This is a genomic window from Neptuniibacter caesariensis (genome assembly GCF_000153345.1).
Lineage (GTDB): Bacteria > Pseudomonadota > Gammaproteobacteria > Pseudomonadales > Balneatricaceae > Neptuniibacter > Neptuniibacter caesariensis.
The window spans coordinates 1641811-1657981 of sequence record NZ_CH724125.1; the positions used below are offsets into that span (position 1 = coordinate 1641811).

Consider the following 16171-nt stretch of genomic DNA (forward strand, 5'->3'; position numbering starts at 1 on the left):
CTTTGTCCGGAGTTTTTTTAATGTGCAGCTATTTTAACGGAGCCGGCGTCTTGCTGTCAGCCTGCATCTTACCCATAATCGCTTATATGAATATTCGCACCCTTTGCCTTCTGATCGCATACCTCTTTCTCACTTCACCGGTTTACGCCGAAGAAGCACAGAACGAAACGGTTCAGCCCGCTTCAAGCGGCGCCGCTCCCTCTATGAGCGAAAAACCCAGAACTGAACCAAACCCCAACATAGCTCGCATTAGCGACCTGCTAAAGATCCAGGATCCGATTACTGAGGTTTTGCACCTTGATACCGGCAAAGACGATGAAAAACTCCTCGCCTTCTACCGCAGCGAAGGCAGCGGGATTAAGCAAGGCGGCATCATTCTGTTTCCAGATACTGAAACTCATACCGATTGGCCCGATGGCTTAAGCGAATTACGAAAAGGTTTATCCGATTTCGGCTGGTATACACTCTCAATATACCTACCCTCCGAAAAACGCCCCGAGATTCCGGAAAGAACACTACCGGTTCTGTCCTCCATAAAGCCCCAAGCACCCCCTAGTGAAGCTGAAAGCGCTGAAGCTGGAGAAGGTGCTGAAGAACCGCAGACAGAAAACACTGCCACTGAAGCGCCCGCCTCGACTGAAAAAACCGAAACTCAGTCATCAAATAATTCAGATACTTCCTCTGAGCAAACGAATGATGAAACTAAGGCTGATGAGAAGTATGAGGAACAGATCTACCGTTTAGGAACAACCGCATCCAACCACCTTACTTCAGAGGCAGGGGTTGACCGGCTTATTATACTCGGCGTAGGAACAGGCGCTGTCTGGGCTGCCAAATATGTAGAAAAATTTCAGGCCGAGCAGGATCTTAGATTAGTCATGATTGATGCTCGCCAGCCGATCAGCACAGATGCCCCAGACCTGCTTGAGATACTACCTAATCTGGCGGTGACGATAATCGACCTCCATCACAGCCCCCAATTCAACAGCCGCGACGCTGCTGCCCAGGAGTTTCCCGGGCAGCGCCTACGATTGGCCCGGCATAAACGGATGAACGCCTATCATCAGAGCAGGCTCCCCGCACAACCTGTCAATTGGAAAAGCAGTAATACCCGCTTGCTCAAACACACTCGCGGATTAATCAATACCTACATCATTAAAGCCGAACAAGAACAACGTAATATTAAGCTTAACAATGATGAACAAGCCGACAGCGAGAAAGCTCCAGGTTAGGGCTTTCTCGATGCTTTAATTCGCTCGTAGGCTGCCTGAATCTCCTGAGACTTCTCTTTGGCTAACTCGATCATCTCTTCCGGCAATCCTTTGGATACAAGCTTATCAGGATGATGCTGACTCATCTGGCGACGATATGCTTTTTTAACCTCAGCATCACTGGCACTCTCATCCACACCAAGCACAGCATAAGCATCTTTTAACAAAACCTCACTGTCTACCCCAGCCTGGCCATGCTGATAGAAATCACGCTGGGCTTTGACACGTGCAATAACCTCTTCAACACTGACATCACCAAAGTCCAGCAAACGACAGACCTGATCAATAACCAATATTTCATGATCACTAACCTCACCGTCCGCCATTGCTGCCTGCAACTGAATTTCTATAAACATCAGTTTGACGCTAGGCCTGTGGCGTAACATCAGCGCCAATGGCTTCAATACAGATTCAAGATTGAAATCCGCATCTTTGCCTTGCGAAAAGTATTCTATAGCCTGGCGCTTCCTTACCTCATCCAGACGCATTTGGGACATCACATCCCTGGCAAACTGAATCTCATGCTCCGTCACACGTCCATCAGCTTTCGCCAACTTACCCATAACGGTAAAGGTTGCTTTGAAAAATGCCTCCTGGGGGTTCGCCGCTTTGACCACACCTTTAATGGCTCGACTAATAAGAAAACCGACAAAACCGCCAAAGATAAGCCCCCAGAAACCGCCCGAAAACAAACCCACAGCAGCACCCAACAAAATCGATGTTGAATACTTCTTCATCGTTTCGCCAATCTCGGCGCCCTTTTCTTGAGGATCAAAGGCCATCGATTCCCTTCTCCATTACCAATTTATTTATTTCTTCAAGACGCTGAGGGGTACCTATATCCGCCCAAAACCCATTATAGACTTCCCCCGAAACGCCTCCTTGAGAAATCGCATCACGTAGCAAAGGCGCTAAAGGAGCGGCTTTATCTAACTCCAGCTCTTCAAACAACTTGATCGGTAAACGACTAATACCACTAAACGTATAACGAGCGTTCCCTTCAGTCACTAATAGCCCTCCCTCTATCGCGAAATCCCCAGCAGGGTTATGGGAAGGATTTTTAACCAGCACTAAATATGGATCGGATTCATCTTCGGCGACTTTTTCGAAGGGATAATCAGTGAACACATCACCGTTCACTAGCAAGAATGAGCCCACACCATCTCGTTTGAGCAGATCTAAGGCCTTTCTTATACCCCCTGCCGTTTCCAGCGGCTCACCCTCTCTGGAATAAAGAATCTCTACTCCAAAACGCTCGCCACGCCCCAGATAGACCTCTATCTGGTCACCCAACCAGGCATGATTAATAACAATTCGTTTAACACCCGCATCAACCAACCGCCTAATGTGGTATTCAATGAGCGGAACACCCGCAACTTCAAGTAAAGGCTTAGGCTTTGTCAGCGTTAACGGACGCATCCTTTTACCCAACCCAGCGGCCAGTATCATTGCGTTCATTCCATCACCCAATGATCTAGCACATCATTCGCAAAATGCTCACTCTTACGCATAGCTGGAAGCACCTTTACTACCAACCATCCGGCAACAGGCTTCAGCGCTTCAGTCTTTGCTGCTACGCCGATAAGGTAATTCATCGTTCGCGGGATATCCCCCAAGTAACCAAACTTTCCGTCGCGAATATTTAAGCGGGCAAAGATACCGATCGCCTTCAGATGACGCTGCGCGCCCATAAGATCAAACCACCGGTTAAAATGGAATTGATCCGGCATCACTTGACCGCGCTGGATCAAGGCTTGCCGGTACCCCTCAACCCACCCGTATACTTTTTCCTCAGGCCAATCGATATAACAATCACGCAGTAGAGAAACCAGATCATAAGTAACAGGCCCGATGACTGCATCCTGAAAATCGATAACCCCTAACCCATCACCACAGCACATCAGGTTACGCGAGTGATAATCCCTGTGTACAAATACTTTTGGCTGTTCTAACGCCGCATCTAATAAGTAATCAAAGAGCAGTTTCAGCATTAACTGATCAGTTTGATCGAGCTCTATACCAAGCAGCTTTTCCAGGAACCACTCTGGAAACAAATCCACCTCCCTTTGCAAGAGAGGCAGATCATATTCAGGAAGCGCTCCGGATAAAGGCTGAGGGCAACTTTGTATGTTGATCAAAGTAGCCAATGCGTTTCCGTATAGCTCATCACTCGTGTCGTCATTAAGCTGAGATAAAAGCAATTCATCGCCTAAATCACTCAACAACATAAAGCCTAATTCAAGATCTGCTTCGTAAATATGCGGAACTGCGACAGAGTGCTGCTCTAGCGCCCTCGCAACATTAATAAAAGGAAGGCTATTTTCTTTATCCGGCGGCGCATCCACAGCAATCCAGCTTTTCCCATTAGAAACGGCGCGGAAATAGCGCCTAAAACTGGCATCACCTGACACACTAGCCAGCTCCCACGACTCAGGCGAAAATTCAGTAAACTGTGTTAACACCTGCTTCAACCAGGTACGAAGTTCTGTGTACCGCTGATCCATCCAGCTATTTCCTAATAACAGATAAAGAAAACACGCATTATGACACTGCTAAGGCGCAAATAAATAAAAATGATACATTCAAACTTTTTTTTAAAAGCATCAAAGCGTATGACTTAGCGATCACCAGAACAATTAGATTAAAGCTCTACAATCACTTGGGAATATGCTTTATCATTCTGGCCTTTGACTTTTATTTATCAGGGGTTCGGCCAAAACCGGATTCTCCGGAAACAGCTGAAACGGATTTGGTTCATCAGATGCCCTTCACCAAACGATCAACCTATACACTAACTCTGGCAATAAGTGCGGCTATTATGGCCTCATATGCCACTGCAGAAACAGCGCCATCAGAAGCCGAAATGGCGTGGAGCTGCAGCATGAGCAAAGACGGTGAGTGGGACTGCTCTGTCAATGAAGACCTTGTTAACCAGGTAGAATCCAGTACTCAACCCCCTTCAGGGGAAACTGCTCAATCTCCCGTCGAAGAAGTTGCGACAGAGGCGAATCCCTCCAATCGGACGGTTCCTGCGCCGCCTACACGCGTAAGTTCTAAAGCTATCTCAGCTGAACCTGAGCAAAAGCAACAGGCGACAACCGCCACCAGACCTTCTACCACGCCTAATACAACGGTTACAACGTCTGCAGCTATCAGGCGTCCCGCAACAAGCTCTCAAGTAACCAGTAATCAGAGCGGCGTATGGGACTGCGTAGCAGGCCCCAATGGGGAATGGCTGTGTAACGGCGAGCAAACCAGCGTAGCCAGCAAAAATTCGGGCGGAACAGAAATTAATCAACAGGTTGCGCAACCGGCCGCTGTTTCACCCAACACACCTATCGTCACAAACGAAGTACTTGGCAGTGAATGGCAATGTAGCACAAGCGCAACGGGCGACTGGGATTGTCACAAAGTTAATGTTCACGCCATTGCCATGCCCGGACGAACAGGAAGCTCTGGCGCAAGCGGGCCTCTTTACATTACTGAGAACCCATACTCCCATTTAGATTGGGTTTACTACCAAAACCCTCAAGCACAACAATGTTCAGGGCGTTATCTAGAACCCGAGTTCCCGGTAATGGGTGATGAGCACCTAGAAAACCCTCCTATGTATCTTGAAGCAGGCCAATCCTCGACAGTCATTGGCGGCCTGACAACCCTTCAGGGGGGAGTTAATGTAAGGCAGGGCAGCAAAAGATTCAGCTCAAGCTCCGCGGAACTTGATCAGGTGACCAATAAAGCCAGGCTTGAGGGGAACGTTAGCTTCAGGGAGCCAGGCCTACTTATGCTCAGTGACACAGCCCAAGTAGACACATCCACTTCTGAGGCAATTTTCAATAATGCTCAATATGTACTGCATGAAGAAGGGCTACGAGGACGCGCACAAAGAATCATTCGCTTAGAAGATGAGCGCCTTCGCCTTGAACAAGGTGATTACACCTATTGCCCACCTTACAGCGAGGCTTGGCAGTTAAGTTCAGACAACATCGTTCTGAATAAAGAAGAGGGTTATGGCGAAGCAGAGGATGCCGTTCTTAGGATTGCAGGAATTCCGGTACTCTATACCCCATACTTTACGTTCCCAATTGACGATACACGCAGATCAGGCTTCCTATACCCGAGCGCCGGATACAGCAAGGAGAGCGGAGTTGATTTAAGCGTTCCGTATTACTTCAACATTGCGCCTAACCTGGATGATACTTTAACTACGCGTTACCTTTCGGATCGCGGACTGATTCTCGAAAACGAACTTCGTTATCTGAACCCTTGGTCTGACAACATACTAAACACAGCTTATATGCCTGACGACGATGTCCTGGGCGATAACAGATGGTTACTCGGGGTTGAACATAAAGGAACTTTTGCCAAGCACTGGCATTCCGAAATTGACTATACCGCAGTAAGCGATGAAGACTATTTTGATGACTTGGGGACAAATTTAGAAATCTCCAGACAAGATCACCTGGATAAGCGCGCACAGATTTCTTATCTTCGAGATAACTGGGTAGCGCGTATCAAGGTACACGATTACCAAACTATTGACTCATCCAGTAAAGCACCTTACAAACGCCTGCCCCAGCTAACACTAAAAGGCGAGGAAGCGCTTTCCGAAAATGTCAATTTCAGCCTTAACGCCGACATTACCCGATTTGATCGTAACCTGGCCGGCCTAACCGGAAGCGACCGTGTTATAGGTGATAGAAGGCATTTAATGCCTTCACTCAGCTATTTATGGCAGACCCCAGGCAGCTTTATAAAACCTACATTGTCTTTATGGAGCAGCTCTTACTCTTTGGAAAATCAAGTTGCCGGCTTTTCCGAGAGCCCAAGCGTTAATGCCCATATACTCAGCATTGATAGCGGCCTTATTTTCGAGCGAGACCTTGATAACGGTGGCATCCAGACCCTTGAACCAAGACTGTTCGCTCTGCATGTACCACATAAAGACCAATCTGCAATTCCAGACTTTGATGCTTCTGAATTGGACTTCTCATATGCCTCGCTATTCCGTCGCAATCGCTTCAGTGGCTTAGATAGACTCGGCGATACACAGCAGCTATCTCTGGGCCTAAGCACGCGCTTTATTGGCCAACAAGGTGTTGAAAAGGCAAGCTTCAGTATAGGCCAGGCCTACTACTTCGCTGACAGAAATGTACAGTTGGATAGTACTAAACCAGCGGAAACAGACAGCCAGAGCGATATAGCCACCGAAGCAGTCTGGTACTTATCTCCGGATATGCGTATTTCATGGGATGCCGTATTTGATCATAGTGACTTTGACGGCAAAGAATCTAATCTACGTTTACGTTACAACAGCGATCTTAACCATCGATTTGATTTCAGCTACCGTTACGAGGAGAGCTCAAGAGAACAAACTGACCTCTCTTTCATCTGGCCGGTATCCCGACAGTGGACGACTATGGGACGCTGGCTATATGATCTGCAAGATGAAGAAAGCCTTGAGACATCCTTGGGCCTGGAATACGAAAGCTGCTGCTGGACAGTAAACTTTGCGGGTAGACGCTGGTTGGATGACACCGACCAATACGATACCGGCATATTTTTAAATTTCACATTAAAAGGTTTAGGCTCATTCGGTAGTGGCAGCAGCGACTTTATGAATGACATAATCGGTTACAAAGAGCGTGAAGAGCACTATGAAAAATAAGCTCCACAAATTAATTTCTGCGGCAGCACTTTCCCTACTGCTTCCTGTATCTCATTCCCATGCAGCCGAGATACCGCTAGATCGTATCGCTGCTGTCGTAAATGAAGGAATCATTCTACAAAGTGAGCTGGAGCAACGTACGTCAATCACACGAGAGCAGCTTCAGTCACGCAACACAAGGATTCCGCCTGAACACATCCTGAGAAAACAGGTTCTCAACCGCCTTATTATCGAGAGCATTCAAAAACAGATGGCTGAACAAAACGGTGTACGCGTTTCTGACAGTCAGCTGAACGGCGCTATAGCCAATATTGCGGCTCAGAATGGTTTGTCTATCGATCAGTTCCGCGAGGCGTTGATTGCTGAAGGACGTGACTACAACCAAGCGCGTGAGCAGATTCGTAATGAGATGCTAATCAACAGCGTTCAGCAAAATCTGGTGAATCGTAGAATCCGAGTATCCGAGCAAGAGCTGAGTAACTTTCTAAATTCTGAAGATGGCAAAAGCCAGGCGTCAGCCGAATTTTTGTTGGGCCATATTTTGATAGCTACCCCTTCGCAGGCTTCTCCTGAAATCATCCAACAGGCAGAAAGCAAAGCGAAGGAGATTTTCGACAAACTGAACAACGGTGCCGACTTTGCTGAAACAGCAGTTGAATTTTCAAATGCTCCCAATGCTCTTAAAGGGGGCGACCTGGGCTGGAGAAAAGCCAACGAACTTCCTGAAGCATTAAGCAAAGCGGTCAGAAAACTATCACCCGGCGAATTCTCCAAACCAGTACGTTCACCAAGCGGTTTTCATATTCTGCTGGCCAAAGACAAACGTGGAGGAGCTGTCCAACTGATCGACCAGCGCCTAGTCAGCCATATTTTACTAAAACCGACTGAGATACGTACAAACGAGCAAGCGAAACGACAGATTTCCCAGCTGTACCAACGCATTGCAAGCGGCGAAGACTTTGCGGCTCTAGCGAAAGAATTCAGCGATGATCCGGCCAGTGGTTCAGAAGGTGGCTCACTTGGCTGGACACAGAACGGCCAAATGGTGCCTGAGTTTGAGCAAGTCATGAATAGCACAGCTGTAGGCCAGGTTTCTGAGCCATTCGAATCTCGCTTTGGCTGGCATATCCTGACTGTACTGGATACACGTACTGAAGATATGGGCGAAACGATGCAGGAAAACCGTGCACGTGCCACTATACGTAAGCGTAAGTTTAATGAAGAGCTTTCAAACTGGCTGCGCGAAATCCGCTCTCAAGCATACGTAGATATCAAGGAGTAATCCTTTGGGGATTAACCGACTGGTAATAACTTCTGGCGAACCGTCAGGTATCGGCCCGGATCTTTGCATTCAAATTGCTCAACAGGGGCATAGCAATGAACTGGTGGTGGTTGCTGATCCGGAGATGCTTCGCAAGCGAGCAGAGTTACTTCAGCTCCCTATTGCCATAGAACAGTTTGATCCTGAGATTGAGCCTAGCCCAACACCAGCAAGGACTCTTAAGGTCCTCCCGGTTGTTCTGAAAGCAGAAGCGATACCAGGCGAACTCAACCCAGCCAACGCTGAGTATGTTCTGGAAACCCTCAAAGTGGCGACTGAAGGCTGCCTGAATGGCACCTTCTCAGCAATGATCACAGCCCCTGTTCACAAAGGGGTGATTAATGATGCAGGTATTCCTTTTAGTGGCCACACTGAGTTTCTTGAAGAACTTACTGAAACCTCAAAAGTAGTCATGATGCTGGCCACGGAAGGGCTGAGGGTTGCTCTTGCAACAACCCACCTCCCCCTCAAAGACGTTGCCGATGCCATTACCCCCGACCTTCTAGAGGAAGTCATTCAGGTATTAGATTCTGAACTGAAACAGAGCTTTGGTCTTTCTCAGCCGAATATTCTGGTTACCGGCCTAAATCCTCATGCTGGCGAGGGTGGCCACCTGGGACGGGAAGAGATTGAAACCATCGAGCCTACATTACAAAAACTTCGCGGTTCAGGCGTCTGCTTAAAAGGCCCCCTACCGGCCGATACGCTTTTCACACAAAAATATTTAGAAAATGCTGACGCTGTTCTTGCCATGTACCACGACCAAGGCCTTCCGGTGCTAAAATATAAAGGCTTTGGAAATGCAGTAAATATTACACTGGGCATGCCTATTGTTCGCACCTCTGTAGATCACGGCACGGCCCTCGATCTGGCCGGTACCGGCCAAGCAGATGCCGGCAGCTTGATCACTGCTATCGAATACGCGGGCACAATGGCTCACCACCGCAATCTGACGAACTAATTCATGAGTAAAAAACCTGTTGCACATAAAGCCCGCAAACGTTTCGGGCAAAATTTCCTGCATGATCACGGAATCATTCGTCGCATCATTCGCTCAATTGCGCCACATGAAACCGACACTATGGTCGAAATTGGCCCCGGGTTAGGCGCATTAACGGAAGAACTGCTTGCTGAAGCCGGCGAACTCGATGCGATTGAACTGGATAGAGATCTCCCGCCAATCTTGAGAACTAAGTTTTTCAGTTACGGCGATAAATTCCGCATCCATGAAGCAGATGCGATGAAATTCGACTTCACCCAGTTGCGTCGCTCAGAGAAACGCCTGCGCATTGTCGGCAACCTGCCTTACAACATTTCAACCCAGCTGATTTTCCATCTACTCAGTCACGCGGATGATGTCGAAGATATGCACTTCATGCTGCAAAAAGAGGTTGTTGACCGCATGGCAGCAGGCCCCGGTGAGAATAACTATGGCCGCCTTGGTATCATGGCGCAGTATTTCTGCAAGGTTGAATCTCTGTTTGTCGTACCTCCTGGCGCTTTTAACCCTGCTCCCAAGGTAGACTCGGCAATCATTCGCCTCACCCCTTATCGCGAATTACCTTACGTAGCAGACGAGGTAGAACAACTACAAACCGTCGTCAGAACAGCATTCAATATGCGCCGCAAAACCCTGCGCAATAATCTGAAGCCCCTACTCAGCGCTGAAGAGATAGAAGCATTGAATATCGACCCAGGCTTGCGCCCGGAAAAACTACCCATTTCTGACTTTGTCGCTATCAGCAACTATCTATCGAAAAAGAAGAGCTAGACTTAATGGAAAACCTTCAGCTTGGTAACAATGTAGATATCAATGTGGAAACCTCATATCAGGCTAAGCAGTCCGATCCTGAGAGTAAACGCTTTGTGTTCTCTTATCGAATTACGATTACCAACCACAACGAGACACCCGTGCAGCTTCTTAATCGTCATTGGCTAATTACTGATGGCAACCAGCACATCCAGGAAGTCAATGGTGAAGGCGTGGTCGGAGAGCAGCCCGTTATCAAACCCCAGGACAGCTATACTTACACAAGCGGCGCTGTACTCGCGACCAGCGTAGGCAGCATGCAAGGCCATTATGAGATGTCTACTGAAGATGGCGAGACGTTTAAAGCCCCTATTCAAGCTTTCACGCTTGCACAACCCAATGCAATTCACTAAGGGCCTTGCTTCATGGCCACCTATGCAATTGGCGACATACAGGGCTGTTTTGATGAACTAACAGCCCTTTTGGAGAAAGTTAATTTCTCCAATGATGACCGCATCTGGATCGCTGGAGACCTTGTTAACCGTGGCCCCAAATCTTTAGAGACCCTACGATTCCTCAAACAACTTGGGGATCAAGCGATATGCATTCTGGGCAACCATGACCTCCACCTTTTAGCAGTGCATTACGGGGCAGTCAGCAGCAAGAGAAGCGACACACTTACCCCTATCCTGGAAGCACCTGACCGCTACGAATTAATGAACTGGCTGCGTCGCCAGAAATTACTCCATATCGACAAAGAACAGAATTATGCAATGGTTCATGCAGGCATCCCTCCCTGCTGGACAATCAACAAAGCCCGCAAACGCGCCAAGGAAGTTGAACAAGTTCTGAAGAGCACACTGGCCCGCGAATTTTTCAACCATATGTACGGCAACAAACCGGATATATGGTCAGGTAAGCACGAAGGCTGGGACCGCTTGAGAATTATCACAAACTATCTAACCCGCATGCGCTTCTGCAACCCGGAAGGGAAGCTGGACTTCACAGCCAAAGGCACACTGGAATCTCAGCCTCCGGGCTATCTGCCATGGTTCAAGCTCCCGCGTAAAGATCCACAGGATAATGAAACCCGTATACTGTTCGGTCACTGGGCTGCACTGGAAGGAGAAGCAGATGCAGAACATGTCTATGCCCTGGATACAGGTTGCGTTTGGGGGAACAAATTAACCGCCTTACGACTCGAAGATCAGCAGGTTTTTAGCGTTGATGCGCTAGGCACAAAACCGGCTCCACCACCGACTAGTAGATACATTTTTAACAGGTAATATTATGACTCAACTTCAATGCATCAATTCCAATCAAGCTGTTGAGCTACTAGAAAACGGAGCAACCATTGTCGACATCCGTGACCCTCAAAGCTTTGCCCAAGGCAGAATCAAAGGCGCGTTCAACCTTAGCAATGAAAACATCCACGCCTTTCTAAATGAAGCCGATATGGATAAGCCCTTGCTGGTCTGTTGCTACCATGGCATCAGCAGCCAATCAGCAGGGCAATTTCTGATAGAGCAAGGCTTTGACGAGGTTTATAGCATCAACAATGGTTTTGAAGGCTGGCGAGTTGAACAGCCCGATCATTGCGAATCATAAACCATGAAGATTTACCTCGTTGGCGGCGCAGTCCGCGATAAACTTCTGAACTACCCTGTTTATGACAAAGATTGGGTCGTGGTCGGCTCTAGCCCAGAAGAGATGATCGAGTCAGGCTACCAGCCTGTAGGCCAGGACTTCCCTGTCTTCATTCATCCAGAGACAGGGGAAGAGTACGCGCTTGCAAGAACAGAAATGAAATCAGGCAAGGGTTATACCGGATTTAATTACTTTGCCGATAAAAATGTCACTCTGGAAGAGGATTTAGTCCGACGCGACCTGACCATTAATGCAATGGCTATGGACGAGCAGGGCAGCCTCGTTGATCCCTATGATGGCCAAAAGGATCTAGCAGATAGAATACTACGTCATGTATCCCCTGCCTTTTCCGAAGACCCATTACGCGTCTTACGTGTCGCCCGTTTTGCATCAAGGTACAACCATCTAGGCTTTCGAGTTGCTCAAGAAACGCTTAACCTCATGCAAGAACTAGCACTAACCGATGAGCTTGAGCATTTGACTACCGAACGGGTCTGGAAGGAGTTTGAAAGGGCCTTAACTGAAAAATCCCCCTGGGTATTTCTCAGCATACTCCATCAAACCAAAGCGTCGAAAAAAGTATTACCCGAACTTGAAAGTTGGCTCGATACAGATAATTGGCAATCCATTTTTCGAAACTGCTGCGAGGTAAGCAAAGAGGCAGACATTCGCTTTGCTTGCCTTAGCACCCTGGCTGACTTAAAAAACGTTCCAGCCTTTTGTGACAGACTTAGAACACAGAAAGCCACCAAAGAACTAACTATGCAATGCGCCGATCATAGCGCTTTACTTAGCACCTTTGACTCTCAGCCGGCCGAAACTAAACTTGAAATACTGCAAGGCCTGGATCTATTCAGGCGCCCGCAGAGGCTAGAGAAAATTCTTAGCTGCGTTAAAGCACTATACAGAGAGCATAGCACCCAAAGCCTGCAACCCATTCTCGATGAAATTAGCAAGATAGACCCCAAGCAACTCATCAAAGAAGGCTATAAAGGGGCTGCCCTTGGCAAGGAATTAACTCAGCGCAAATTGATCATCTGTGAAAAATTCAGCTCGAGTAGCCACGATGGGATCTAACAATAAAACCGCACTGATTACAGGCGCAGCAAAGCGCATAGGCGCCAAATTAACCGAGGCCTTACATCAGTCCGGTTATGATGTCGCAATCCACTACCGCAGCGCTGCTACAGAAGCGCAAGAGCTTGCTGACAGACTCAATCAGAAACGCCCAAACAGTGCCAAAACATTCTCTGCAGATCTGAATAACCTTGAGCAATTAAACCAACTGGCCGAGGATATTCTGAGGCACTTTGGCCAGCTAAACCTACTAATAAACAATGCCTCCACGTTTTATCCCACCCCGATAGAGGAAACCTCTCTTCATCAATGGGATGAACTTATCAACTCAAACCTGCGTGCACCCTACTTTCTCTGCGCCACGCTAAGCAAAACACTACGAGAAAGTAATGGCTGCATTATCAACATGATCGATATCCACGCTCAACGAGGCCTACCCGGTTATCCTATCTATTCTATCGCTAAAGCGGGATTAGAAATGCTGACCAAAAGCCTGGCAAAAGAACTGGCCCCTCAGGTTCGAGTCAATGGCATATCACCAGGCGCTATTCTCTGGCCGGAACAAGAAGTATCAAGTACGGAAAAAGCCAATATTCTGGATAAAGTTTTGCTAGGCCGACTGGGTGTTGAAGAGGATTTGGCTCAAGCAGCGATTTACTTGAGCCAAGCAGAATATATTACCGGGCAAATTCTGGCTGTTGATGGAGGAAAGTCCCTATTTAGCCACTAACCACACAAGGCAAAGAATGCCCGTTCCAGACAAACTCTACCTCCCAAAGTTTTTGCTTAGTCTTGTCATACGCTTGCCACATAGCTGAATAACTCTGCCCTGTTACAGGGTGACTATCAACAGGAGCAATTTCTGCGAGCGGCTTTAATACAAATGCATTGGTTTCAATCTCACCTCGTGGCAGCTCTATCCCTTCAATAACACCAGAAAGCTGATCATAGGTCAGAATATCGATATCCAGCGTTCGACCACTGAATTTAGGGCCCTTTCTACAACGACCATTCTCATCTTCAATCCCTTTTAAGATTGACGAAAGTTCCGCTAAAGGTAATTCAGTATCGAATCTAGCCACAAGGTTGTAGAAGTTATCACCGTCAAAGCCAACCGCTTCACTTTCAAATACCGATGACAAAACCACTTTACCAAAATAGTTATGAAGCGCATCAATGGCATTAGCTACATAGATGTTCCGATCAACATTGCTACCGATACTGACAAATACGACCGCCATTACCAGCGTTCTCCACGCTCAATGATTACGCCCACATCCTGAGCTGCAGGCACAGCGCCTGGTTTACCCAAGCGTAAACGAAGCCACTTAACAGAAAACTCCTCTTTAACCAGTTCCGCTATCTGCTCAGCCATGGTTTCAACGAGTAAGAATTCGCTCTGACTAATAAAATCGATCAATCGATCAGATACAGTTTTGTAGTTAAGGGTATTCTCAACATCCTCGGTATTAGCCGCCTGACGAATATCCGTGCCCATTTCGAGATCAAGATTAACTCGCTGTCGAATCTCTCTTTCCCAGTCATAGATGCCTATAACCGTTTCCACCTCTAATTCACGTATGTACACTATATCCATCAATCAACCTTTGGATAGCCTATGACCGAACCGGCTTTATTAACCTTCGGACTGGTTTTATTAGCTTATCTGTGGGGCTCAATCCCCACAGCCGTACTCGTCTGTCATGCATTCGATATTCCCGACCCACGGAAAAAAGGGTCAGGCAATCCAGGCACCACAAACGTACTACGCATTGGAACAAGAAAAGCAGCACTCGTCACCCTGCTTGGCGATGCCGGCAAAGGCTATCTCGCGCTACTGCCATGCGTATTGTTAGATCTTGGTTCAGAAATCCGCGCACTATGTGCTTTCGCTGCAATAGCTGGCCACATGCTGCCCATCTTCTCTTCTTTTAAAGGAGGCAAAGGGGTTGCAACGACTTTTGGCGCCTGCTTCGGATTATTCTGGCCCCTGGCGATAGTGCAGTTACTAGTTTGGAGCATACTGGCTGGGATAAGCAGAAGATCGTCCCTCGCTTCCGTTGGCACAGCTCTAGTTTCACCCATTTTCATCTGGCTAAGCGCCCCTCAATACATAGCCATTATGCTGGTTATCTCTCTCCTGCTCATAACCCGTCACAGGAGCAATATCAGTAATCTCCTGTCAGGAACCGAGCCAAGGATTTAGATTGCCTCCAGAGTATCAAGTGGCCAGCGCGGCTTTGTGACAATCGTCAGGTCATCATGTAAACCAGCCTTTAAACGCTGACATCCAGCAAAGGCAATCATCGCTCCATTATCGGTACAAAATTCAGGCCTGGCATAAAACAGCTCTGCTCGCTCTTTTTGCACCATTACATCCAGGCGCTCTCTAAGGCGTTGATTGGCGCTCACCCCACCCGCGATCACCAACTGTTTAAACCCGGTATGCTGTAGCGCTCTTCGACATTTAATGGCAAGCGTATCAACCACAGCCTCTTCAAATGCTGCCGCTATATCACAAATAGTCTGCTTATCAAGCGTGCCCGCTTCGTCCCGGTGTGAGTTAGCCGTATTCAAAGTAAAGGTCTTTAGGCCTGAAAAGCTAAAATCCATACCCGGGCGATCCGTCATCGGCCTTGGGAAGCGGAAACGGGTCCGGTCACCCATCGCTGCATGTTTAGCAATCAATGGCCCTCCGGGGTAGTCCAGCCCCATCATTTTAGCCGCTTTATCAAACGCTTCGCCCGCGGCATCATCTAAGGATTCGCCCAACAAGGTATAATGCCCAATACCGTCAACTTGTACTAACTGGGTGTGACCACCCGAAACCAACAATGCAACAAACGGAAACTCAGGAGGATTCTCTTCTAACATGGGTGCCAGCAGATGCCCTTCCATGTGGTGGACTCCAATTGCGGGCTTACCCCAGGCCATTGCCATTGAGCGCCCAGTAGAAGCACCAACCATTAACGCCCCGATTAACCCAGGCCCGGATGTATAAGCGACAGCGTCTACATCACCTTTTTCCAAGCCAGCTTTCGCAAAAGTTTCATCCAGCAGTGGCAACAACTTTCGAACATGATCACGAGACGCCAGCTCAGGTACCACGCCTCCATACTCTGCGTGCATCTTTACCTGACTGTATAAGGCATCACCTAATAAGCCTTTTTCACTGTCATATATTGCCACGCCCGTTTCATCACAGGAGGTCTCAATCCCAAGTACACGCATTTCTTGCTCACCAAAACTGAATATCTGGCGGCATTATACATTCCATACCAACCGGGTGCACAGAAAATACCAAGTGGACCTATTCTTTGCTTTACTTAAACAAGCGAAAGGACTAAAATTTCGCGCCTTGCCATAAATCCGCATGGATTAAGGCAGGTTTTTACTAGTGGATTAACTAAACAATTAGGGTTTGTTCAAACATGCCA

At 47.8% G+C, this 16171-nt stretch carries 17 protein-coding genes; 11 read left to right on the top strand and 6 right to left on the bottom strand.

Annotated elements, in window-relative coordinates; genetic code table 11:
- Window positions 1-20: 20 nt before the first annotated feature.
- Window positions 21-1232 (top strand): DUF3530 family protein, encoded by a 1212-nt coding sequence (locus MED92_RS07735; protein WP_007020970.1) that lies wholly within the window; start codon window positions 21-23, stop codon window positions 1230-1232.
- Here MED92_RS07735 and djlA read toward each other — a convergent pair.
- From djlA to MED92_RS07750, 3 genes are read right to left on the bottom strand one after another with little or no spacing between them, the layout of a single operon-like run.
- Complete coding sequence (djlA, locus tag MED92_RS07740) at window positions 1229-2053, bottom strand: co-chaperone DjlA (RefSeq protein WP_007020971.1); 825 nt, start codon at window positions 2051-2053, stop codon at window positions 1229-1231. The genes MED92_RS07735 and djlA overlap by 4 nt on opposite strands.
- Window positions 2043-2729, bottom strand: coding sequence for an N-acetylmuramate alpha-1-phosphate uridylyltransferase MurU (gene murU, locus MED92_RS07745; protein ID WP_040661656.1), 687 nt, complete (start codon window positions 2727-2729; stop codon window positions 2043-2045). Before murU ends, djlA begins: the two co-directional genes overlap by 11 nt.
- Complete coding sequence (locus MED92_RS07750; RefSeq protein WP_007020973.1) at window positions 2726-3775, bottom strand: aminoglycoside phosphotransferase family protein; 1050 nt, start codon at window positions 3773-3775, stop codon at window positions 2726-2728. The genes murU and MED92_RS07750 overlap by 4 nt, the downstream gene beginning before the upstream one ends.
- 377 nt (window positions 3776-4152) lie before the next feature.
- Between MED92_RS07750 and MED92_RS07755 the strand changes: the two genes are divergently transcribed.
- From MED92_RS07755 to MED92_RS07795, 9 genes are read left to right on the top strand one after another with little or no spacing between them, the layout of a single operon-like run.
- Window positions 4153-6939: an LPS-assembly protein LptD gene (locus MED92_RS07755; RefSeq protein ID WP_162010860.1), complete on the top strand. Its 2787-nt coding sequence runs from the start codon at window positions 4153-4155 to the stop codon at window positions 6937-6939.
- Window positions 6929-8221: a peptidylprolyl isomerase gene (locus MED92_RS07760; RefSeq protein WP_007020975.1), complete on the top strand. Its 1293-nt coding sequence runs from the start codon at window positions 6929-6931 to the stop codon at window positions 8219-8221. The genes MED92_RS07755 and MED92_RS07760 overlap by 11 nt, the downstream gene beginning before the upstream one ends.
- 4 nt (window positions 8222-8225) lie before the next feature.
- A complete protein-coding gene (pdxA, locus tag MED92_RS07765; RefSeq protein ID WP_007020976.1) occupies window positions 8226-9221 on the top strand; it encodes a 4-hydroxythreonine-4-phosphate dehydrogenase PdxA in 996 nt (331 codons plus the stop codon).
- A 3-nt stretch (window positions 9222-9224) separates the two neighbouring features.
- Complete coding sequence (gene rsmA / locus MED92_RS07770) at window positions 9225-10031, top strand: 16S rRNA (adenine(1518)-N(6)/adenine(1519)-N(6))-dimethyltransferase RsmA (RefSeq protein WP_007020977.1); 807 nt, start codon at window positions 9225-9227, stop codon at window positions 10029-10031.
- A 5-nt stretch (window positions 10032-10036) separates the two neighbouring features.
- Window positions 10037-10423, top strand: a complete 387-nt coding sequence (gene apaG / locus MED92_RS07775; RefSeq protein ID WP_007020978.1) for a Co2+/Mg2+ efflux protein ApaG — start codon at window positions 10037-10039, stop codon at window positions 10421-10423.
- A gap of 12 nt (window positions 10424-10435) precedes the next feature.
- Window positions 10436-11296: a symmetrical bis(5'-nucleosyl)-tetraphosphatase gene (locus MED92_RS07780; RefSeq protein WP_007020979.1), complete on the top strand. Its 861-nt coding sequence runs from the start codon at window positions 10436-10438 to the stop codon at window positions 11294-11296.
- 4 nt (window positions 11297-11300) lie between these two features.
- On the top strand, window positions 11301-11618 hold the full coding sequence (gene glpE, locus MED92_RS07785) for a thiosulfate sulfurtransferase GlpE (RefSeq protein WP_007020980.1): 318 nt from the start codon (window positions 11301-11303) through the stop codon (window positions 11616-11618).
- A gap of 3 nt (window positions 11619-11621) precedes the next feature.
- The gene (locus MED92_RS07790; protein WP_007020981.1) at window positions 11622-12734 is read left to right on the top strand and encodes a tRNA nucleotidyltransferase/poly(A) polymerase-related protein; all 1113 of its coding nucleotides are present in this window, start codon (window positions 11622-11624) and stop codon (window positions 12732-12734) included.
- Complete coding sequence (locus tag MED92_RS07795) at window positions 12724-13464, top strand: pteridine reductase (protein WP_007020982.1); 741 nt, start codon at window positions 12724-12726, stop codon at window positions 13462-13464. Before MED92_RS07790 ends, MED92_RS07795 begins: the two co-directional genes overlap by 11 nt.
- Here the strand turns inward: MED92_RS07795 and folK are convergent.
- A complete protein-coding gene (folK, locus tag MED92_RS07800) occupies window positions 13454-13975 on the bottom strand; it encodes a 2-amino-4-hydroxy-6-hydroxymethyldihydropteridine diphosphokinase (RefSeq protein WP_007020983.1) in 522 nt (173 codons plus the stop codon). The two genes, MED92_RS07795 and folK, sit on opposite strands and share 11 nt — an antisense overlap.
- Window positions 13975-14331 (bottom strand): dihydroneopterin aldolase, encoded by a 357-nt coding sequence (folB, locus tag MED92_RS07805; protein ID WP_007020984.1) that lies wholly within the window; start codon window positions 14329-14331, stop codon window positions 13975-13977. The genes folK and folB overlap by 1 nt, the downstream gene beginning before the upstream one ends.
- 21 nt (window positions 14332-14352) lie before the next feature.
- Here folB and plsY point away from each other — a divergent pair, with 21 nt between their 5' ends.
- On the top strand, window positions 14353-14940 hold the full coding sequence (plsY, locus tag MED92_RS07810) for a glycerol-3-phosphate 1-O-acyltransferase PlsY (protein WP_007020985.1): 588 nt from the start codon (window positions 14353-14355) through the stop codon (window positions 14938-14940).
- Here the strand turns inward: plsY and tsaD are convergent.
- The gene (gene tsaD, locus MED92_RS07815) at window positions 14937-15965 is read right to left on the bottom strand and encodes a tRNA (adenosine(37)-N6)-threonylcarbamoyltransferase complex transferase subunit TsaD (protein WP_007020986.1); all 1029 of its coding nucleotides are present in this window, start codon (window positions 15963-15965) and stop codon (window positions 14937-14939) included. The genes plsY and tsaD overlap by 4 nt on opposite strands.
- Between the last annotated feature and the right edge of the window lie 206 nt (window positions 15966-16171).